Origin of the sequence: Leptotrichia hofstadii, assembly GCF_007990525.1 — a bacterium.
GTDB lineage: Bacteria > Fusobacteriota > Fusobacteriia > Fusobacteriales > Leptotrichiaceae > Leptotrichia > Leptotrichia hofstadii.
This window is the reverse complement of record NZ_AP019823.1, coordinates 2,327,631-2,349,797: the sequence shown is the minus strand read 5'-3', so window position 1 is coordinate 2,349,797 and position 22,167 is coordinate 2,327,631. Positions and strand designations below refer to the sequence as shown.

The 22,167-nt window shown below is 31.3% G+C and carries 19 protein-coding genes; all 19 read left to right on the top strand.

The features are described from left to right. Positions 1–18: 18 nt before the first annotated feature. The 19 genes from gatC (at position 19) to serS (ending at position 22,019) form a co-directional block, all read left to right on the top strand. On the top strand, positions 19–318 hold the full coding sequence (gene gatC, locus FVE77_RS11070; protein ID WP_026745709.1) for an Asp-tRNA(Asn)/Glu-tRNA(Gln) amidotransferase subunit GatC: 300 nt from the start codon (positions 19–21) through the stop codon (positions 316–318). A 20-nt stretch (positions 319–338) separates the two neighbouring features. After that, a complete protein-coding gene (locus tag FVE77_RS11065; RefSeq protein ID WP_051254473.1) occupies positions 339–1,085 on the top strand; it encodes a DUF4253 domain-containing protein in 747 nt (248 codons plus the stop codon). A gap of 21 nt (positions 1,086–1,106) precedes the next feature. Further along, positions 1,107–2,570, top strand: coding sequence for an Asp-tRNA(Asn)/Glu-tRNA(Gln) amidotransferase subunit GatA (gene gatA, locus FVE77_RS11060; protein WP_026745710.1), 1,464 nt, complete (start codon positions 1,107–1,109; stop codon positions 2,568–2,570). A gap of 14 nt (positions 2,571–2,584) precedes the next feature. Continuing rightward, entirely contained in the window at positions 2,585–3,340 is a 756-nt protein-coding gene (locus FVE77_RS11055) for a hypothetical protein (RefSeq protein ID WP_026745711.1), read from the top strand. Next, positions 3,325–4,254, top strand: coding sequence for a DNA-methyltransferase (locus tag FVE77_RS11050; RefSeq protein WP_026745712.1), 930 nt, complete (start codon positions 3,325–3,327; stop codon positions 4,252–4,254). Before FVE77_RS11055 ends, FVE77_RS11050 begins: the two co-directional genes overlap by 16 nt. A gap of 56 nt (positions 4,255–4,310) precedes the next feature. Next, positions 4,311–5,747: an Asp-tRNA(Asn)/Glu-tRNA(Gln) amidotransferase subunit GatB gene (gene gatB, locus FVE77_RS11045; RefSeq protein ID WP_026745713.1), complete on the top strand. Its 1,437-nt coding sequence runs from the start codon at positions 4,311–4,313 to the stop codon at positions 5,745–5,747. A gap of 17 nt (positions 5,748–5,764) precedes the next feature. Next, on the top strand, positions 5,765–7,876 hold the full coding sequence (locus FVE77_RS11040; RefSeq protein WP_026745714.1) for a penicillin-binding transpeptidase domain-containing protein: 2,112 nt from the start codon (positions 5,765–5,767) through the stop codon (positions 7,874–7,876). 49 nt (positions 7,877–7,925) lie between these two features. After that, positions 7,926–10,208 (top strand): replication restart helicase PriA, encoded by a 2,283-nt coding sequence (priA, locus tag FVE77_RS11035; RefSeq protein WP_026745715.1) that lies wholly within the window; start codon positions 7,926–7,928, stop codon positions 10,206–10,208. 478 nt (positions 10,209–10,686) lie between these two features. After that, the gene (locus FVE77_RS12720) at positions 10,687–10,863 is read left to right on the top strand and encodes a hypothetical protein (RefSeq protein WP_026745716.1); all 177 of its coding nucleotides are present in this window, start codon (positions 10,687–10,689) and stop codon (positions 10,861–10,863) included. A gap of 449 nt (positions 10,864–11,312) precedes the next feature. After that, the gene (gene uppS / locus FVE77_RS11030) at positions 11,313–12,122 is read left to right on the top strand and encodes a polyprenyl diphosphate synthase (RefSeq protein WP_026745717.1); all 810 of its coding nucleotides are present in this window, start codon (positions 11,313–11,315) and stop codon (positions 12,120–12,122) included. Continuing rightward, on the top strand, positions 12,112–13,038 hold the full coding sequence (locus FVE77_RS11025) for a phosphatidate cytidylyltransferase (RefSeq protein ID WP_026745718.1): 927 nt from the start codon (positions 12,112–12,114) through the stop codon (positions 13,036–13,038). The genes uppS and FVE77_RS11025 overlap by 11 nt, the downstream gene beginning before the upstream one ends. Positions 13,039–13,258: 220 nt before the next feature. Further along, positions 13,259–14,497 (top strand): tyrosine--tRNA ligase, encoded by a 1,239-nt coding sequence (tyrS, locus tag FVE77_RS11020; RefSeq protein ID WP_036087717.1) that lies wholly within the window; start codon positions 13,259–13,261, stop codon positions 14,495–14,497. Positions 14,498–15,029: 532 nt separating this feature from the next. Then, entirely contained in the window at positions 15,030–15,398 is a 369-nt protein-coding gene (acpS, locus tag FVE77_RS11015; protein WP_026745720.1) for a holo-ACP synthase, read from the top strand. 21 nt (positions 15,399–15,419) lie between these two features. Further along, positions 15,420–16,709, top strand: coding sequence for a thioredoxin/cytochrome c biogenesis CcdA family protein (locus FVE77_RS11010; protein WP_026745721.1), 1,290 nt, complete (start codon positions 15,420–15,422; stop codon positions 16,707–16,709). 118 nt (positions 16,710–16,827) lie between these two features. After that, positions 16,828–17,643 carry a toxin-antitoxin system YwqK family antitoxin gene (locus tag FVE77_RS11005; protein WP_026745722.1) on the top strand — a complete coding sequence of 272 codons (816 nt, stop codon included), beginning with the start codon at positions 16,828–16,830 and terminating at the stop codon, positions 17,641–17,643. Positions 17,644–17,675: 32 nt separating this feature from the next. Beyond that, a complete protein-coding gene (gene whiA, locus FVE77_RS11000) occupies positions 17,676–18,578 on the top strand; it encodes a DNA-binding protein WhiA (RefSeq protein ID WP_021744816.1) in 903 nt (300 codons plus the stop codon). A gap of 28 nt (positions 18,579–18,606) precedes the next feature. Then, the gene (gene lpxK, locus FVE77_RS10995; RefSeq protein WP_026745723.1) at positions 18,607–19,620 is read left to right on the top strand and encodes a tetraacyldisaccharide 4'-kinase; all 1,014 of its coding nucleotides are present in this window, start codon (positions 18,607–18,609) and stop codon (positions 19,618–19,620) included. 148 nt (positions 19,621–19,768) lie between these two features. After that, positions 19,769–20,548 (top strand): hypothetical protein, encoded by a 780-nt coding sequence (locus FVE77_RS10990; protein WP_026745724.1) that lies wholly within the window; start codon positions 19,769–19,771, stop codon positions 20,546–20,548. Between the two features lie 199 nt (positions 20,549–20,747). Next, positions 20,748–22,019: a serine--tRNA ligase gene (serS, locus tag FVE77_RS10985; protein ID WP_006805022.1), complete on the top strand. Its 1,272-nt coding sequence runs from the start codon at positions 20,748–20,750 to the stop codon at positions 22,017–22,019. The last annotated feature ends 148 nt before the right edge of the window (positions 22,020–22,167 follow it).

Genomic DNA, 22,167 nt, shown 5'->3' with positions numbered 1-22,167 from the left:
TAAGGAGGAAAAAATTAAATGTTAAGCAAAGAAGATGTTTTAAAAATAGCAGCACTTTCTAAATTGGAATTTTCGGAAAGTGAAATTGAAAAATTTAGGGTGGATTTGAATAAAATATTTGAGCATATGGAAGAGTTGAATGGGGTTGATACTACTGATGTGGAGCCACTTTTTAATGTGCTGGACTTAAAAGATAAATTGAGAAAAGATAAAGTTAGGGATGCTGGAATTAAGAAGGAAATTTTAGAAAATTCGCCTAATAAGGATGAGGAATTTATAATTGTGCCAAAAGTTGTTGGAGAAAATGCGGATAATTAGATTCTTTTAAGGAGAGAAAAATGTTGGGAAATGTAGATTTATTTGCAGATAAAATAAAATGCGATTATGAAAAAATTAATAAAGATAGTGGAATAACAGAAGTTGTAGAAAGATACTTTGAGCTATTGGAAGAAGGTAAAAAAGAAGGCTTTATCCCTGTTTTTGTTGAGGTAAAAGATTATTTCAATGAAGAATTTCCTGAATTCGAGGAATATAAAAGAATAAAAGATGAAATTTTAGAAAATTATAAAAAAGTAGACTGTACTCAGTGGTTTAAAGAAAGAAAACAGGAGTATATAGAAAATGAGTATCTGGATGAGGAATATGAATTTTCTGATGACAACGATTACTTAGATTATTTTAAAAATTTTAATGAAGATAAAACTTTATATTTAAATTCAATATTTGACATAGAAACTGGAAAAATAAGGGAAAATGTAGGATTATTTAAAGTTCCGGCAGATAAAGTTTATGAAATTCCAGGATGGTTTTTATTTGGTGGTTTTAATGAATGTCCTTTGCCAGAAGAAATCATAGCTATCAGTAAATATTGGTATGAAAAATATGATGCACGAATTGTTGCGATAACTGATTCTGAAATGGAATTTTATTTGGAAAAATTTCCAGAAACACAAAAAGAAGCTGAAGAATTGGCAATAGAGCAGTTTTTAGTTAGCGAGGATTTAGTTTTTCAAATTTATGATGAACTGGAGGAACTTTCAAAAGAGTTATACAAAGCTAAAAATTGGTATTTTTGGTGGGATTAGAAAAGAAGAAAGGTGAAAAAAATGAATTTATACAAAAAAACGGCTAGTGAACTGGCGGAAATGATAAAGAATAAAGAGACTACTTCAGAAGAAGTTACAAGAAATTTTTTAGATAGAATAAAAGCAGTTGAAGATAAGGTTGGGGCTTTTTCTAATATTTTTGAGGAGAAGGCATTGGAACAGGCTCGAAAAATTGATGAAGAAAATAACGAAGAAGGAAGAAAAAAATATGAAAATACAGGACTTTTTGGAGTGCCTGTGGCGTTGAAGGATAATATTGTTTCAAAGGGAGATTTGACAACGGCGGCTTCGCAAATTTTGAAAAATTATGTGGGAGTTTATGATGCAACTGTTGTGAAAAAGTTAAAGGAAGCTGGAGCAGTGCTTGTTGGGAAGGCTAATATGGATGAGTTTGCGATGGGGTCTTCAAATGAAAATTCTTCGATAAAATCGGCTTCTAACCCTTGGGACTTGGAAAGAGTGCCAGGAGGAAGCAGTGGGGGATCGGCAGCTGCGGTTGCGGCTAGTGAAATACCTGTTGCTTTGGGAACAGATACTGGCGGAAGTATTAGACAGCCTGCGAGCTTGACTGGAACTGTGGGAATAAAGCCAACTTATGGAAGAGTTTCGAGATACGGTCTTATGGCATTTGGTTCTTCGCTGGATCAGATTGGGGCTTTGGCAAAAAGTTCGGAAGATTTAGCAAGAGTTATGCAGATAATTTCAGGATATGATGAAAATGATCCGACAACTGCAGATGTAGAAGTGCCTGATTATGTATCTTTACTTGAAAAAGATATTAAAGGATTAAAAATTGGGCTTCCAAAAGAATATTTTTCAGATGAACTGGATAAGTCGATAAAGGAAGTTGTGGATAAAACTGTGGAAACATTGAAAAAACTTGGAGCAGAAGTGAAGGAAGTATCGTTGCCTTACACAAAATACGCAATTTCCACTTATTATATAATTTCATCGGCTGAGGCGGCTTCAAACTTGTCAAGATATGACGGAGTGAGATATGGGGTTAGAAAAAGTGATGAAAATATTGAGGAAATGTATGTAAAATCACGAACAGAAGGTTTTGGAGATGAAGTTAAGCGTAGAATTATGATTGGAAATTATGTGTTAAGTTCTGGATTTTATGATGCTTATTATAAAAAGGCTTCGCAAGTTAGAAGATTAATAAGAGATGATTTTTCGCGAGTTCTTTCAGAAGTTGACTTGATTTTGACACCAGTTTCTCCAACAACAGCGTTTAAAAAAGGTGAAAAAGTTACTGATCCAGTTCAAATGTATTTGGGAGATATTTTTACTGTATCAATAAATATGGCTGGATTGCCTGCAATTTCAGTTCCAGCAGGATTTGTAAATAGACTTCCTGTAGGAATACAGCTGATTGGAAATTACTTTAGGGAAGACTTGCTGTTTAATGTGGCGAATAAATTTGAGCAAGTTAGGGGGAAAATAGAGTATCCGGAATTATAATGAGGAGAGAATAAATGAAGTATGAAGATCTTATTTTGAAAAAACCAGAAGAATCAAAAAATTACAAAAATGAATCAGAATTTGTAATAGAAACTATAAATAGAATTTTATTAGAAAAAAATGAAAATAAGATAATTATAAATACAAATTTAAAAATGGGATTACCATTAGAGAATATAAATAAATTAGCAAGTCCAATGATAGAAGCATGGGCATACGAAGTCTTTTCTGATATAAGAGATTCAATTGATAATAAATACAACTTAATTAATGTTGAAGCACAAGAAAGATTAGGAATGGCAGATATTATTTTGCAATTTAAAAATAATAAAAATGTAATAACTGGAAATATAGATGTGAAAGCAACATCAAATGATATAGAAGAAAGTGGGAAATCTCCTAATATTACTTCATTTGCTAGAATAAGAACAGCATACGTTGAGGATCCTAATTTTATATTTATAATTTTATCAATAAAACATAAAGCATATACTGAGAGAAATAGAAATACATTTCTTATGGACGGTATAATGGAAATAGTTGATTTTAATGCATATGATTTAAAATATATTAGTGAAATAGATATTTCATATAATCCAAGTCTAGGAACTGGCCAAATACAAATAAAAGATATTCATTATGTGAATTATGAATTTAGAACAACATGGGAAATGTGTCAGTTACTAGATAAAAAATATTTGAATAGCAGTAAACGAACAATAGAGGATTTTTATAATCTGGCGGTGAAAAATAAATGGATAAGGATATAGAAATTATTTTGGGAGATGCATTAGAAGAATTAAAAAAAATTCCAACAGAAAGTATAGATTTAATAGTAACAGATCCACCATATAATTTAAACAAGGATTACGGATTTACAAAGGATAATCTGGAGTTTGACGAGTATCTTGAGTTTTCACGGCTTTGGATAAAGGAAGCAGTGAGAATTTTGAAAGATGATGGAACTTTATATATTTTTATGGGAATGAAATATATATCGTATGTTTATGTTATGCTGGAAAAAGAGTTTAATTTACATTTTAATTCATGGATAACATGGTTTTATACCCAAGGTATTGGTAAAACTAGAGGCTTTTCTCCTAGACATGATGATATTTTGATGTTTACGAAGGATAAGAAAAAATTTAAGTTTAATTTAGATGACATAAGAATACCACAAAAATATTATCGCTCTGTAAATAATATAAGAGGGGCTAATCCTGGAAATGTATGGGAAGTTTCACATGTTCATTACAGTAATAAAAATAGGAAAAAGCATCCTACACAAAAACCGGAAGCATTATATGAACGAATGATACTTGCTTCATCAAATGAGGGAGACCTTGTATTAGATCCATTTTTAGGCAGTGGTACAGCAATGCGAGTTTGTCAGCAGATAAAAAGGCGAGGAATAGGGATAGAAATTAATAAAGAATACATAGAAATGTCAGAAGAAAGATTAAATGAGCATTTTTATGGATTTGACAGTATAGATGAGAGAATGAAAAGAATTCCGAATGATTTGAATGATGAGAAACTTAGAAAAGAATATATAGAAAATCATAAAAAATGGTTTTTAAAAAATCATAATTTGGAAATTGAGGAGTTTGAAAAACTTTATTTAGAAAAATACAAAGATAATAGTATAAAATCTAAAAATCGTCTAAAATTATTTAATGAATAATAGAATGTCTTTAAAAAATTAATAATTAAAAAAAAATGAAAGGGAATAAATAAAAAATGAGTATGGAATATGAAACAGTCATTGGACTGGAAGTGCATTGTCAATTGAAAACGAATACGAAGGTATGGTGTTCTTGTGATGCGGATTATGATAATAAAGAGCCTAATGCTGCGGTATGTCCTATTTGTACAGGGCAGCCTGGGGCTTTGCCGAAGTTGAATGAGAAAGTTTTGGATTATGCGATAAAGGCGGCACTTGCACTTGGGTGCGAGATAAACAGGGAGAGTTATTTTGATAGAAAAAATTATTTTTATCCTGATTCGCCAAAAAATTATCAAATTACACAGTTTTTTAAGCCTTATGCTGAAAATGGAGTTTTGAAAATTACGACGAATAGCGGGAAGGAAGCAAGTGTCGGGATTGAAAGAATACAGATTGAGGAAGATACGGCGAAAAGTATTCATACGGCTTCTGAAACTTTGCTAAATTATAACAGGGCCTCTGTACCGTTAATCGAGATTATTTCAAAGCCTGAGATAAAAAATGCTGAGGAAGCGTATGCCTATTTGAATACATTGAAGGATAGGCTGAAATATACAAAAGTTAGTGATGTAAGTATGGAACTCGGATCGCTTAGATGCGATGCTAATGTTTCTGTTAGAAAAAAAGGCGAAACAAAACTTGGGACTAGAACGGAAACTAAGAACTTGAACTCGTTTAAGGCGGTTGTAAAGGCGATTGAGTATGAAACAAACAGACAAATTGAAGTGCTTGAAAATGGTGGGCGTGTAGTTCAGGAAACAAGACTTTGGGATGAGGAAAATGCGGTTACAAAGCCGATGAGAAGCAAAGAGGAAGCGATGGACTATAGATATTTTCCAGAGCCTGACTTGCCAGCGATTATCATTACTGAGTCAAGACTTTCAAATGTGAAGGATGAAATGCCAGAATTTGCAGATGAGAAGGCTAAAAGATTTATTAATGAGTATAAATTGAATGAAATGGAAGCGGCTACTCTTTCATCGGAGCAGGAACTGGCTGAGTATTATGAGGAAGTTGTAAAAGTTTCGGATGATGCAAGACTTGCGGCAAACTGGGTATTGACAGAAATTTTACGTGTGTTAAAAGAAAAAAATATTTCTATTGAGGAGTTTTCTGTTGAGCCTGAAAATATTGGAAAATTGATTAAATTGATAAAAGCTGATACGATTAGTTCAAAAATTGCAAAAGATGTATTTGAAATATTACTTTCAGAAAATAAAGATCCTGAAATTATCGTAAAGGAAAAAGGGCTTGTGCAAATTACAGATAACAGCGAAATTGAAAAGATCGTAGAGCAGGTACTGGCTGAAAATCCTCAATCAGTGGAAGATTACAAGGCTGGAAAGAGCAACGCGTTAAAATATCTTGTGGGACAGTCAATGAGATTGTCTAAAGGAAAGGCTAATCCGCAAATGATTAATGAAATGATTTTAGCAAGACTTGAAGGTTAGGTTAAATTAGGAGAAAAATGAAAAAGGGTAATAAAAAAAGCAGTATTATTGACAGGGCAAAGTCAAATGTAGAAAAGAATAGAAAAGAGCAGAAAGTTGAAAATTTTTTCAAAAAGTTTAAAAAGTATATAAATACATTCAATGGGAGATTTATATTGTTATTTCTCCTTACCGTTGCAGGATTTACAATGTTGCTTGGAAGAGTTTACCATCTTCAGACAAAAGGTGGAAAGAAATACAGGGAAGATGCTGAAAAGAAATATTCTTCTGAATACTATGTAAAGCCTAAAAGAGGGAAAATATCAACAAGTGATGGACAGGTTCTGGCGTATGACAATGAGCAGTTTATAGTCATATTGGATCCGACATTGATTGATGAGGAAAATATTGGCACGGTGCTGGATATGCTGAAAAGGTACATAGATCCGTTTGAAACTGATAAGTATAGGGCGGATTACGCTGAAAAGAAAAGACAGTCCAAACAATATCTGAAAATAGACAGCAAGATTTCCTACCAGACAAGAATGGCAATTGAAGCGGAAATTGATAATGACAGGAAAGAAGCCAGAAAAAATAAGGGGAAATACAAGAGAAGATTTAAGGGTGTAACATTTGAAACGGCATTTACAAGAAACTATGTGCAGAACGACGCTTTTCAGGAAACGCTTGGGTATGTGAATAATGAAAACAGAGGTGTTTACGGAATTGAAAAGTATTACGACAAGGAGCTTTCAGGCGAAAGAGGAGTAGTAAAAGGGCTTAGAATACCAGAGGCATTTTTACGTCTTGTAAAGCTAAATAACAAGGAAAATTCACGTAAAGTTAAAGATGGGAATAATATTGTGCTTACGATTGACAGCTTTATACAGTATGCGTTGGATGAGGAGCTGAGAACAACTTTTGAAAAGTATAATGCGGACTCTTCAATGGGAGTTGTTATGGAAGTGGAAACAGGAAAGATACTTGCAATGTCATCCTATCCAAAGGCAACAGAGAAAGCCAATATAAAAAACAGGACAATTACAGACTTCTTTGAGCCAGGATCAATATTTAAGCCAGTAACGGTTGCGACGGGACTGGAGACCAAAGTAATTAACCCAAGTACAAGAATATATTCGCCAGGATTTATTAAGGTGCAGGATAGAATAATAAAAGATCATGACGGCAAGGCAATGGGGAATCTGAGCCTTATGGATGCAGTTGCATATTCTTCAAATGTTATAATGGTAAAAATTGGGCTGATGATAAATAGGGATGTTTTTCATCATTATCTTACGGATGTTGGGCTTGGAGCAAAAACTGGAGTAGATACTTATTCCGAGTCTACCAAGAAGTTATTGAAATTACGTGAGCTTACAGAAGTCAAGCAGGCAAACGTATCTTTTGGTCAAGGAATATCAATGACACAGCTTCAAATACTGGTAGCTCTAAATACGGTTGTAAATAATGGAAAACTTATGAAACCATATCTAGTTGACAGAATTGAGGACAGTAATGGAAAAATAGTGGAACAAAATAAGCCAGTTGTAATAAAAAAAGTATTTAGTGATGAAGTTTCAAGACTGAACAGAAAGTATATGGAGGCTGTTGTAAGTTATGGAACGGGAAATGGTGCGTATATTCCAGGTTATAGAATTGGAGGAAAAACAGGGACAGCTCAGAAATCAGGAGTTGGAGGATATATAAAAGGAAAATACTTCAGTTCGTTTTTTGCGTTCTTTCCAGTAGAAAATCCTAAGTATGCTCTGATAATTACGATTAATGAGCCAAAAGGGAAGATTTACGGAGCACAGGTTGCATTGCCATCGGTTAGAAATATTATTGCAAAACTAATTGAATATAAGCGAATTGGGCCTGACGGAAAGCCTAAGAAGGAAGAAGAAACTGATAAAAAAGCGGAATTTGTTCAGCAGGAAAAGAAAAAGGACTTAGGAAAGATAAAGCAGGATTTTGATAAAAATATTATGCCTGATTTAACTGGAATTAGTCTGAGAGAGTTTTTATCAATTTATCCGCAAGGGAAGTTTGCTCAGTATGAAATTACTGGAAGCGGAGTGGTTGTATCACAATTTCCTGAAAAAGGGACTAAACTTGATAAACAGACGAAGATACAGATAATGCTGGAGTAAAAGTGTTTTTTATAAAAATTAATTGAGGAAGAAATGTTAAGGGGTAAAAATGTATTATTATGAAATTTATGTGGAAAATAATCAGGGAATATACACATATAAATCGGAAGAGAAGTATGAAATTGGGCAATGGTGCATTGTCAATTTTATAAATAAGGATAAAATGGGGCTTATTGTAGCGATTGTTAATGAAAATCAGATTCAGTTTGATATTTCAAAAGTGAAAAAAATTAAGGATGTTGCTCCAGTCTTGTCCATTCCATCCGATATTATGCAGCTTATAAGATGGATAAAAAATTATTATATAAGTGATTATTATAGCGTAATAAAGGCAGTTTATCCAGGAGCGTTGAAATTAAGTTATTCCAAAAAAGCCATTTTCCAAAGGGAATTTTCTGAAAATAATGAAACTTTGGAAGTGGAAAAAATTGAGGAAATAAAAAAATTTAACGAATATATGAAAAAACGTCAGGAAGTTACGGTTGCAACTTTGAAAAAGAATTTTTCCAGCGAAATTGTGGAAAGAGCTGTAAATGAAAAGATTATTTCCATTGAAAAGAAAGTTATTTTAAATTCTAAAATTTCAAAAAGAGAAAAGGAAAAAAGTGAAATTGTAGAAAAGGAAATTATTTTGAATGATGAGCAGCAAAAGGCTGTGGATACAATAAAAAATAGTGAAAATCAGGTTTTCCTGTTAAAGGGGATAACTGGCTCAGGGAAGACGGAAATTTATATTAATTTGATAAAGGAAGCCTTGAAACAAGGGTTTGGAAGTATCTTTCTAGTGCCTGAAATTTCACTTACAGTTCAGATGATACAAAGGCTTGAGGAGGAATTTCACAATGAAGTGGCTATTCTTCACAGTAAACTTACAGACAAGGAAAAGCGGGAAGAATGGACTTTTATACGAAATGGCGAAAAGAAAATTGTGATTGGGGCAAGGTCGGCAGTTTTTGCACCTGTTCAGAACTTGAAATATATTATTGTGGATGAGGAGCATGAAAATACGTATAAGCAGGAGAATAATCCACGGTATCACGTAAAAAATGTGGCAATAAAAAGAGCATTTTTACAAAATGAAAATTTGAAAAAAGATGAGAAACTTGAAAAAAATAGTGAATTAGAGAAAAATGATAATTTGGAAGAAGCTGAAATTTTAAAAAGTGAAAAGATAAAAGTGATTTTAGGTTCAGCAACTCCATCTTTTGAAACTTATTATCAGGCACAGCAGGGCGATATTGAATTAATTGAGCTGACAAAACGGTATAAAAATGCTAAACTGCCAAAATTTGAAATTGTGGATTTGAATGAAACAACGGAAAATTTTTCAGAAGAATTGCTAGATAGGATTTCTCAGACTTTACAAAAAAATGAGCAGGTTATCTTGATTTTGAACAGGAAGGCATTTTCAAACTTGCTGAAATGCAAGGATTGTGGAAATATTCCGACTTGTCCTAATTGCAGCATTTCCTTAAACTACTACAAATATGATAATCGTCTGAAATGCCATTACTGTGGCTATGAAAAACGCTTTGACAACACTTGTGATGAGTGTGGCGGACATAAAATGAGACAAATTGGGGCTGGAACCGAAAAAATTGAAGAGGAACTGGCGACGGTGTTTCCATCGGCAAGAATTGTGAGAATAGACTCTGAAAGCATAAAGACAAAGCAAAATTATGAAAAAGCCTACAACGACTTTAAAAATCACAAATATGACATAATGCTCGGAACACAGATTATCGCAAAGGGACTACATTTTTCAAACGTAACATTAGTCGGAGTAATTAATGCTGATATAATCCTAAATTTTCCAGACTTTCGGGCCTCAGAAAAGACTTTTCAGCTGTTGACACAGGCTTCAGGGCGTGCAGGACGTGGAGAAAAGGATGGGGAAGTGATTATTCAGACTTTTAATGGCGAAAATGATGTAATAAAAAAAACAATTGAAAGTGATTACGAAGGATATTACAAAAACGAAATGATTATGCGAAAAATGTTAAATTATCCGCCTTTTGGACGAATTATAATTTTGGTAATTTCGGCAACTGAAGAAAATTTGGTAATGGAAAAAGCCAAAATTTTGCGTGAAGAGATTATAAGAAATGTAAACGCAGCTATGAACTTGACTTCAAATGATTTTATTTCAGACGCTTTTAAATCCCCAATTTACAAAATAAACGGCAGATACAGATACCAAATATTTTTTAAATTTGAAAGAGAAAATATCTTAAAAATTAAAAAAATCATAAAAAAATGTGTAGGTAAATTTCGGGAAAGGGAAAAGAAAGTTAGGGTTACGATTGATGTAGATCCTGTAAATATGATGTGATTTTTTTGAAACTTAATGTATTTTGAAGTGGGATTTTTTGGATTCTGCTTCTTTTTTTTATTTTGAAAATTTTATGATTGAATTTTTTTGGAAAAAATGATATAATACTTTTGAATAAAAAACCTGCTTTTAGGTTGTAGTAAAAATGCGAAAAAAAAGCTCTGTTCTTGTTGAATGGGGCTTTTTTTTTATGTTATAATTATTTGTCAAGGGTCGCAACCTTGATACTACAATTTATAAAAGCAGGGAGGTGGTTGCAATGGCAAATTGGGATTTGACTGTTTTGGCTGTTATAATCATATTGTTTTTGATTTTTAGCAGTTAAGATTAGCAGTTGAATTCTTGTCTTGTTGTCCTACCTTTTGCCTGCCAGTTGAACTTTGCTGGCGGGTTTTTGTAGAGTAAAAAATTAAAATTTGGAAATTATAAGTAATTGTTATAATATAATAAATAGAATATGGGATAGGAGTTGATTTTTATGAAGAAATTGATTTTGATTGTGTTACTTGGAATGACAGTTGTAGGATGCAGTGCACATGATATTGCTCTCTGGAAAGCTTCAGATCGGCGAGCAGCTGAAAGAGGTATAAGATGTTATGAGAATGAGAATGGTTATTATTACTGCAAGGACAAATATGGAAATCGAACTTATTGATATGTGATTTAGGAAGAATGTACTGATGAATGTGGAAGTGGAATTTTTAGGATTCTGCTTTTTTTTATTTTGAAAAAGAATATTTTATGCAGAATAAAATCAAATATTGTGAATTTCCAAGATTTTAATTTTTTAGTAAAAGACAATTTGTCTAAGCCTTTCTGTTATAGTAAAACTGCTTTAAATTATGGCTATTTTACTTTAACCTTAAATTTATATAGTTTTTAATAATTTAATTTTAAATAGGTTTGAATAAATATTAAAATTAAGAGAACTGTTAATCTGATTCAGGATATTTATTTTTTGAAAACTATAATATTTTTTAATGATTGCTGACAAATATTTTTATGGAATAATTTTACAAATACCTTGAAAAATAATGATTTGGCTGTTATAATTATAGCAATAATATTTTTGAAAAAATGTAAAAAATATCTTGAGAGGGATGTATGGATAGAGATGAATTGGTGATTCCTAAGCATATTGCTATTATTATGGATGGAAATGGGCGTTGGGCTAAGGAGCGTGCAAAAATTCGGCTGGAAGGTCATAGGGCAGGAGCTAACAGTCTTGAAAAAATATTGAAGTATGCAGGAGATATTGGTGTAAAATATTTAACTGTGTATGCATTTTCTACTGAAAATTGGAAGAGGCCTGAAAAGGAAGTAAAAGGACTTATGGACTTGTTTGCAAAATATCTCGATAAAGAAAAGAAAAATTTGAAAAAACAAGGTGTAAGATTGCTTGTTACAGGGTCAAAGGAAAATATTTCACAAAAATTATTAAAGAAAATTGAAGAAACCGAAAATTATTTGGCAGATTGTGAAAAGATTGTTTTTAATATAGCGTTTAATTATGGTGGACGGCGTGAAATTATTGATGCTGTAAATAAGGTTTTACATACTAAACTTTCATCTGAATCAAATGTAACAGGGAAAGAACAGTTCAACAATGAAAATGAAAGTCTGAATGTTACAGAAAAAGTGGTAAATGAATTTGTGGATAAAAAAGAAACTTTGAAGATTACAGAAGAAGAATTTTCTAAATTTATGTACCGTCCAGAAATTCCAGATCCAGAGCTTGTAATCAGAACAAGTGGAGAATTTAGAATAAGTAATTTTTTACTTTGGGAAGTTGCTTATTCAGAGTTTTACATAACAGATGTTTACTGGCCTGATTTTGATGAAAATGAATTAGATAAAGCGATTTTATCCTTTAATAAAAGGGATAGAAGATACGGAGGACTGAATGTTAAGTAGATTATTTATTATTTTGTTATTTGTACCTTTCCTTTTATGGATATTTTTAAAGGGAAATGTGATGTTTTTGGTATTTACACTTGTAATAACGGGAATGTCACTGTTTGAATTTTATAAAATGTTAAAGGATAAGGGATTTGAGGTAGCAAGCAGGATTGGAATGGGACTTGGATTGTTTTTACCAGTTGCAATATATTTTCAGGAAAATTCAAAAAATATTTTTTCATATTTCAGATTTGCTCTTTTCAAGCAGATAAACTTTGATATGGGTGGATTTATTGTATTTGCAATAATTCTTCTGTCTTTAAGGCAGGTTTTAAAGGTAAAAATTCAAAATGCAATGGCAGAAATTTCCTACACGTTGTTTGGAATAATCTATGTTTCATATTTATTTTCACATATTTTGCTTATAAAATATGAATTTCCGAATGGTAATATTCTGGTTGTAATGACATTTATGTTAATCTGGGCATGTGATATTTCCGCCTACCTTGTCGGAATGGCAATCGGTGGAAAAATATTCAAGCATAGGCTTGCACCAAAAATCAGTCCGAAAAAATCAATTGAAGGTGCAATAGCAGGAATTTTGGGAGTATTTTTAGTAATTTTATTTTTTGACAAAATATATTTATTTATAGCAAATTTTGTATGTGGAATTTCCTTTTTGTCACAAAACTGTTCAGTAAATTATGATTATGTGGCGATTAGTGGAGGAAAAGCCTTTATTTTAGCACTTGCAATAGGTATTTTTGCAGAATTGGGAGATTTAGTGGAATCTAAGATAAAAAGAGAACTTGAAGTAAAGGATTCTGGGAATTTGCTTTTGGGACATGGTGGATTTTTAGATAGATTTGACAGTGCGTTATTTGTATTGCCAATTGTGTATTATTTTATGAAGTATGTGGCATATTTATAAAAGTTAAGCGTAACTTTAAAACCGTTACAGAAATTTTTATTTCCAAAAAATCACGACAATTTTTAGTTTAATTACAATACCTTTGCGTTAAAAAACTAATATAATAAAAATAATTAAAGAAATAGGTATTAATCAAAATTAGAATATTTAAGGGTAAAGTTATAAAATCAAGTTATTGAATGGATAAAAAAATAAAACAGAAGAAGGAGAAAAAATAAAAATGAGTATAGATAGAAATAATGAAATAGAAGTAAAAAATGAAGTAGAAAGACAATTTAATATTTTGAGCCGTGGATGCGATGAAATAATTAATGAGAATGAATTTAAGAAAAAGTTGGAAAAATCAATTTCAACTAATACTCCGCTACGGGTTAAATTGGGTATAGATCCGACAGGTTCGGAGCTGCATTTGGGACATGCTGTACCTTTGAGAAAATTGAAGCAGTTTCAGGATTTAGGGCATGAAGTGCTGTTTTTGATTGGGACTTTTACTGGGAGAATTGGGGATCCAACAGGAAAATCTGAAACTAGGAAGATGTTGTCGGAAGAGCAAGTAAATGAAAATATAAAAACGTATTTAGATCAAGTAAAATTGATATTGGACTTGGATAAGATAAAAGTTGTATATAATGCTGACTGGCTGGAAAAATTATCACTTTCAGATGCTTTGAATTTATTGTCGCAGTTTACTGTGTCGCAAATGATTTCAAGAGAGGATTTTTCAAAAAGACTGGCTGAAAACAAACCAGTTTCGTTAATCGAGTTTATGTATCCGATTTTACAAGGATACGATTCAGTTGAACTGAAGGCTGATGTGGAACTGGGAGCAACAGAACAAAAATTTAATTTGCTAAGAGGAAGAGATTTACAGAAAAACTTTGGACAGGAGCAGCAAGTCTGTATGATAATGCCAATTCTGGTAGGGCTTGATGGAGTTGAAAAAATGTCTAAATCATTAGGGAATTACATTGGTGTAAAAGACACTCCAAATGATATGTTTGGTAAAGTTATGTCAATTTCAGATGAATTAATGGAAAATTACTACACAATGATAACAGATGTTCCTTTTGAGAAAATTGAAGAAATTAAAGCACAAATTGCAGATGGAAGTTTACATCCGATGGAAGCTAAAAAGCAGTTGGGGGCAGAAGTTGTAAAAATTTACTACGGTGAAGAAGCAGCTAAGGAAGCAAGAAACTGGTTTGAAAATGTATTCAGTAAAAGAAATCTTGATGTAGAATTGCCAGAAGTAGAAATTCCTTACGGAGAAATCAATGTAATTGACTTGCTTGTAAAAGAAGCAAAATTGCTTGGAGGAACAAGTGAAGCAAGAAGGCTAATTTCACAAGGCGGATTCAAAATAAATGATGAGCCAATAAAAGATATTAAGACAAGTGTAAATGTCGAAAGCGGAATGGTTATTAGAGCTGGGAAAAAGAAAATTGTGAAAGTGAAATAGTAAATTTTAACAAATAAAAAAATCTCTATATTAGGAATTATTTTTTCTTATGTAGAGTTTTTTTTTTAATAAATATTAATACTAAACTCTGTTTAAATAACGAATTTATTATAAACTTTTATAGTAAAGGATAAAAACCTAATATTTCAAGTAATTTAAGATATAATTTTCATCTTTTAAACAGATTCTAATGTAAATTAATCTGTCGGAGCGTTTTTCTGTACTGGCAAAACTGTCTGAGCATAGCGAGTTTTTTGCCAGTACAGAAAAATGTCGTAGACTAGCCATAGGTTGTAGGATTTGCGGCAATGAGCAATCCTACGAAAATAAAAAAGAAAAAATATAGTAATATGGAAAAATATTTATTAATCAAAATGAGCGAAAAATAATAAAAAACAATTTAGTTGAAGGTATCAAACAATACTATTATAAGAATTAATTTCTATTTTTAAATGAGTTTTATTATAAATTTTGTATTTTTAAAAATTTGTAGTATAATCTAACAATAGCAAGTTTCAAAAAGGAGATAAAAATGGAAATATACGGTATTGGGACAGATATTATTGAAATATCCCGAATTGAAAAAGCGATTAATCAGACAAGCCTTTTTAAAAGGAAAGTTTATACGGAAAAAGAAATTGAGCATATCGAAAAAAAAAGGCATCCGTATGCCAGCTATGCAGGGAGATTTGCAGCGAAAGAGGCGGTTTCCAAGGCGTTTGGGACTGGGGTGCATGGGTTTTCGCTGAGTGATATTGAGATTTTGAATGATGAGCTGGGAAAGCCTTATGTAACGCTTTATAATGCGATAAAGGAGAAGGCACAGGGGCTTACAGTTCAGATTAGTATTTCGCATAGCAGAGAATATGCGGTTAGTACAGTAATTATTTATAAAAAATAAAAAAGAAAGGTGTGAAAAAAGATGTTTTGGAGAAAAGATTTTAAGGCTGGGATAGAGAAAAGTAGATTTTTTGCGTTGATAATCGTGATTTTTGGTATATTTTGTATAAGTCAGATTGGTTATTCTGCTGGAAATAGTCAGGCAAAGAAAGTAAAAATTGAGTACTTTGGAAGAAAAGACTGTAAAAATTGTGCAAATTTGGAGAAGTTTTTGAAGGAATTATCGGCTAAAAGGGATGATTTTGAATATGTGGAGCATAAAATTGATGAAAGCAAGGAAGAAAAAGTGTTTTTTGATGAAACTACATCGAAGTTAAAACTTGTGAAGGGAACTCCGATTATTTACATTAACGGACATATTATTCAAGGGTTTAATACAGCTGATACGACTGGGAAAGAAATTGAAAATTTGATAAATTCTGGGAAAACAAAGGATAAGATTTTGACTTTGAAGGAATATGTGGAAAGTGGACAGACTGGAAATGTGAGTAGTAATGGTGCAGTCTGTACAGGCGATACGGTATGTGAGGTGCCAGGACTTACGAAAGGTGCTGAAAATCAGGTACTTGTAAATATTCCGATTATTAATAAGACTGTTGACTTGACAAATTATTCACTGCTTACAATGTCAATAATTTTGGGAACAATTGATGGATTTAATCCTTGTGCAATGTGGGTTCTGGTATTATTTTTGACAGCTTTGATTGCCGTTGGAAATAAGGTAAAAATGTTCCGTGTGGCAGGGCTGTTTATTTTAGCTGAAGCTGTAATGTATTTTTTCATTTTAAATGCTTGGATTTATGCTTGGGATTTTGTGGGACTTGACAAATGGGTAACTCCGCTTGTTGGAATCGTTGGAATTATTGGTGGAATTTTCTTTATTAGAAATTACTTGAAAAAAGGGGATACGCTGGAATGTGAAGTGACAGATTTTGAACAGAGGGCAAAGATTTCTAAAAAGATAAAGGATATTGCCAATAAGCCATTTACATTACTGACAGCACTTGCAATTATTGGCTTAGCACTTTCGGTAAATGTAATAGAATTTGCCTGTTCAGTTGGAATTCCTCAAACATACACAAAAATACTTCAAATAAACGAAGTTCCTTTCTGGACTAGACAATTTTACACATTTATCTACATAATTGGCTATATGATAGATGATATAATAGTTTTTGGATTTGCCTTAATGAGTGTAAATAAATTGCAATTAACTACAAAATATTCTAAATGGGTAAATCTGTTTGGTGGAATTCTTATGATAATTTTGGGACTCATAATGCTAATTAAGCCAAGTTTGCTTATAATGTAAACTAGAACCAGAAAAATCAATAATTTAGTTTAAAAAATGGAAAAAATTTGTTATAATGTAAAAAGGTGAATTGATAAAATAAAAAAACAAATTTTATAAAATAATAGGAGATGAGAAAATGAAAAGAAATAATAGCAAAAAAATATTTTTTATCGCTGGAATGATGATTTTATCAGCAGTTGCATACGGAAAAGATGTATTTGCAAATTATGGGACAAATTTTGGGAAAGTTAGATTATCGAAACTTAGCTCATCAAATATGGAAGATGTAAAAAGAATAGATTCTAGTACTTATGAATTGACAGGAAGCGGAGAATATAGAATTATGGAAGAAGGCGGAAGAAGACTTGTTGTTAATTTAAGCAATGGAATACTGAATGGGAAATATGATGAATTTTATGCAAACGGAAATAGATTTACGATAGGAAATTATAAAAATGGGAAAAAAGAAGGAGAATGGACAGTTTATACTGAAAATGGAAAAGTCTGGAAAAAATATCAATATAAAGATGACCAATTAAATGGACGTTATTCTTCATATTATGGAAAAACAGGGTCTCAAGAAACAGTTGGGAACTATGAGAATGGAAAAATGACAGGAACTTGGACTGAATATTATGAAAATGGTTCAAGAAAATCACAAGGAAACTATTCAAATGGACAGAAAAATGGATTATTTAGTGAATGGAACACTAACGGAGGTAAAAAATCTGAAATCAATTATGTAAATGATGAAATAAATGGGAAAATGAATGTCTACTACGAAAGTGGAAGACCTTTATATGAAGCAAATATGAATGGGGAAACTGGAACTGTAAGAGGATATTATACAGATGGAAGCCTTGGATTTGAGGGAAACATTAAAGGCAGAAGAAGAACAGGAACTTGGACTTATTATGATAAATCAGGGAATCCTAGAAAAGTAAATTATTAGAAGTTTATTGTAGTGAAAAAGGAGGGGGAAAAATGTCATATTCAGCAAATGTAAAAAGAGAAATCTTTAATTTAGAAAATACAGATAAGGATACTATTTATGCAGAGCTTTTTGGAATTTTTATTGCAAAGAATGTAATTACAGAACACGGAATTTATTTCAGCACTGAAAATGTCTCGCTTGCTAAAAGAATTTATTCAAATTTACGGGCAGTAACAAATATCCCAATTCAATTAAAATACGTTATTAGTAAACGCCTTGGAACACACAAAATGTATGAAGTGATACTTTTTCCTACTCAGCACAACCAGCAGGAATACAAATCATTTTTAAAAAAAATCTATTTTCACAAAAATTTTTCAGTTGTGGAGAATGAAAAACAGCTAGCTGGCATAATCAGAGGTTTTTTTCTTAGCTGTGGATATATAAAGTCTCCAGAAAAGGCTTATGCGATGGATTTTTTTGTGGATACTGAAGATTCTGCCACTTATTTGTATTACTTGTTTAAACAGATGGGAAAAAAAGTTTTTCAGACAGAGAAAAAAAATAAAAGCCTTGTTTATTTGCGAAATTCAGAAGACATTTTGGATATAATTTTTTTAATTGGGGGAATAAATTCATTTTTTGAATTTGAGGAAGTTACGATAAATAAGGAAATTCGAAATAAAATTAATAGAAATATGAATTGGGAAATTGCAAATGAAACCAAAAAATTATCGGCTTCTGAAAAGCAGATTAATATGATAAAGGTAATTGATGAAAAAATGGGACTTTCAGAATTGACAGACGTATTAAGCGAAACAGCAAGAATTCGGCTAGAGAATCAGGAAATGTCTCTACAGGAACTAGCAGATTTAATGGAAATTTCTAAATCTGGAATAAAAAATAGATTTAGACGGCTGGAAACAATTTATAAAGGACTGTTAGAAAACTAATTAAGAAAGTTAAGCTGAGGAAGAATTAATGAAATTATTGTCGATTATATACGGATTTATCGTTTTTTTACGAAATAAACTTTATGATTTGAATATTTTTAAAGAAAAAAAGGTTGATGGAGTGGAGATAATTTGCATTGGAAATATTGTGGCAGGTGGGACTGGGAAAACACCAGCTGTGCAGTATTTTGTGCAGAAATATTTAGAAAAGAATAAAAAAGTTGGAATTCTGAGTCGAGGCTACAAGGGAAAACGGGAAACTGATTTACTGCTTGTACGGGATGAAAAGAAGATTTATGCCACTTCAAAGGAATCAGGAGATGAAGCCTATTTGCACGCCTTAAATTTTCAAATTCCTGTCGTAGTCTGTAAAAATCGCTACGAAGGTGCAATTTTTTTAAAAGAAAAATGCGGTGTGGAAACAATTATTATGGATGACGGCTTTCAGCATAGAAAATTGAAAAAGGATAAAAATATAATTCTAATTGATGCAACAAATCCTTTTGGAATGAATGATTATTTGCCAAAAGGCCGATTGCGGGAATCGCTTGACTCTTTAAAAAGAGCTGATGAAATTATTATTACAAAAAGCAATTATGTTTCGAGAGAAGAAATTGCGAAAATTAGGGAAAGATTGGCAAAATATCAAAAACCGATTTCTGTTGCTACTTTTGAAGAAAGTTATTTTTACAAATTAAATTTTGAAAATAGGAAAAAATTGGGTAAAATAAATAATGAAAACAATATAAGAAATGAAAAATTTCCATTAGAAATTATTAAAAATAAAAATGTTCTAATTTTTTCTTCAATAGCAAATCCAGTTGTATTTTATCAGACAATAAAAAAATTAAATCCAAGTAATATTGATGAAATAAAATTTCCAGATCATCACATTTACACAAGTGAAGAAATTTTGGAAATAAAGGAAAAAGCCCAAAATTATGATTATGTCTTGACAACGGAAAAGGATATTGTGAAAATTGATGAAAATATAGAAAATTTAATGATTTTAAAAATGGAATTTAAAATTGCTGAAAAATAAAGTGGATTTAAGGTTTTGGAAAAATTAAAATTTTACAAAATTTTAAAAATAAAAGTTATAAAATCAAATATAAAAAATATTGTAGTTATTAAAAAAATTAAAATTTTTACAAAGATTAGAAAATGAAGCAGAAGGGAGGAATTAAATTTTGACTGAAAATAAAAAGCTGAAAAGTGAAAATGTCTTTTTAAATACAGAAAATTTTTCAGAATTTATTCTAAAATATAAAAATAATTTTGAAAAACGAAAATATTTTCAGCTTGACAAAAATTTTAAGATAACATCTAAAGAACCATCATTTATACTAGAATTGGGATATATTTATTTTAGTGAAAATGAAAAAAATGAAGATATAAAACAAATCATAAGTGAACAATTTTTGGAAACATTTAAAGAAAAAAACAAAAAAATAGAACGGTTAAGCAAAGTTGAACTTCCAAAATTGATAGATGGATTTAGAAGAAGTATTTTTAATAAAGAATCAATTTATGCTGTAAAATTAGGAAATGAACTGCTGTATCGGGATAAAAATAAATTTTTTGAAATTTTATACAACTTTTCATTAATTTCAACAGATACAAATAAACTTGTAAAAACCTTTTTTGCAGAAAAAATGATAGAAAAAGTTGAAATTGAAAATGATTCAAAATTTAACGAAATTCGTGATAAAATAGATGAGATAATAAAAAATGTCATAAATTATTTCATAAAATCTGATTCAGCTTTTCTAAATTTTGAAAATGTGGAAAACTTAAACTATTTTGTGGAAAATCAAGCTGATGAACTTTACAAAAAAATTTATGTGGAAAATTATGATAAAATTGTGGAAAAATATAATATTCAAAATGTAAAAAAAATAGAATTTAGTAAAAATTATGATTTTGAAAATTTAAGTGAAAGTAAAAAAGTGTTGTATGAATATCTTTAAAGTTTTTAGTTTTTATAAGATTAATTATTGTGAAAGAAGGCGTGGCGTATGATGCCTTTACGTTAAAAGGAAGTTTAGAAATATAAATGAAAAAATAATTATTAATCAAAGTAATATTAAGACAAAGATTTACTAAATTGTTAATAGTAAAAAACAAATTAAATAGACATATTAATTAAGAAAGGAATTAAATAGAGTTATGCTAGAGATGAGATATATAAGGGAAAATGCTGATAAAGTCAGAGAATATTTAAAAAATAGAAATAGTGACTTTGATTTAGATTCATTGCTGAAATTTGATGAAGACAGAAGAAATTTGCTTCAGGAAGTGGAAATGCTGAAGAAAGAAAGAAATGAATCAAGTGCATTGATAGGAAAATATAAACAGGAAGGAAAAGATCCTGCCGAATTACTTGCGAGAATGCAGACTGTCAGTGCAAAAATTAAGGAACTTGACCAAAAGGTGGCAGAAATTGATGAAAAGCAGCTGGAACTTGCTTATACGATTCCAAACAAATTAAGTGATACGACTCCAGTTGGAAAAGATGAAGATGATAATGTGGAAGTTAGAAAATGGGGAACTCCACGAGAATTTGACTTTGAAATAAAATCGCATGATGAACTAGGAGTAGAACTAGGGATTTTGGATTTTGAAAGAGGGGCAAAACTTGGCGGTTCAAGATTTACAGTTTATAAAAATGCGGCGGCAAGACTGGAAAGAGCTTTGATTGCGTTTATGATTGATGTTCATACTGGGGAACATGGGTTTGAGGAGATTTTTACGCCACAATTAGTTAGACGGGAAATGATGGTGGGAACAGGACAGCTTCCAAAATTTGCTGATGATGCCTATAAAATTGAAGGCGATGAAATGTACTTGATTCCAACGGCAGAAGTTACACTTACAAATTTACATAACAGCGAAATTCTGGATGAAGAGGAATTGCCTAAATATTACTGTGGATACACAGCTTGCTTCAGAAAAGAAGCCGGTTCTGGAGGGCGTGATTTAAAAGGTCTTATAAGACAGCATCAGTTTAACAAAGTGGAAATGGTAAAAATTGTAAAACCTGAAACTTCTTACGATGAACTTGAAAAAATGGTAAACTGTGCAGAAAAAATATTGCAAAAACTCGAATTGCCATATAGAGTGCTGGCACTTTGCAGCGGAGATATAGGATTTAGTGCGGCAAAAACTTATGATTTGGAAGTTTGGGTGCCAAGCCAAGGAAAATACAGGGAAATTTCTTCTTGCTCAAATACAGAGGACTTTCAAGCTAGACGTGCAATGATTAAATACAGGGAAAAAGAAACTGGAAAGAGCCATTTTGTCCATACTCTGAATGGATCGGGGCTTGCAGTGGGAAGAACATTGCTTGCAATTATGGAAAATTACCAGCAGGATGACGGAACTATAAAAGTTCCAGAAGTATTAGTGCCTTATATGGGTGGAATGACAGTTATAAAATAATAAAATCGCTATAACAACCAGCTATAAGATTAATCTGATTTTTTCATAAACTGTTAAAAAACCACTTTAAAATCAAGTTCAATAATAAAAATAAATTATTAAAATTTTGAAAACAATTTTGTTATTAAAAACGACTGAATGGAGAAAA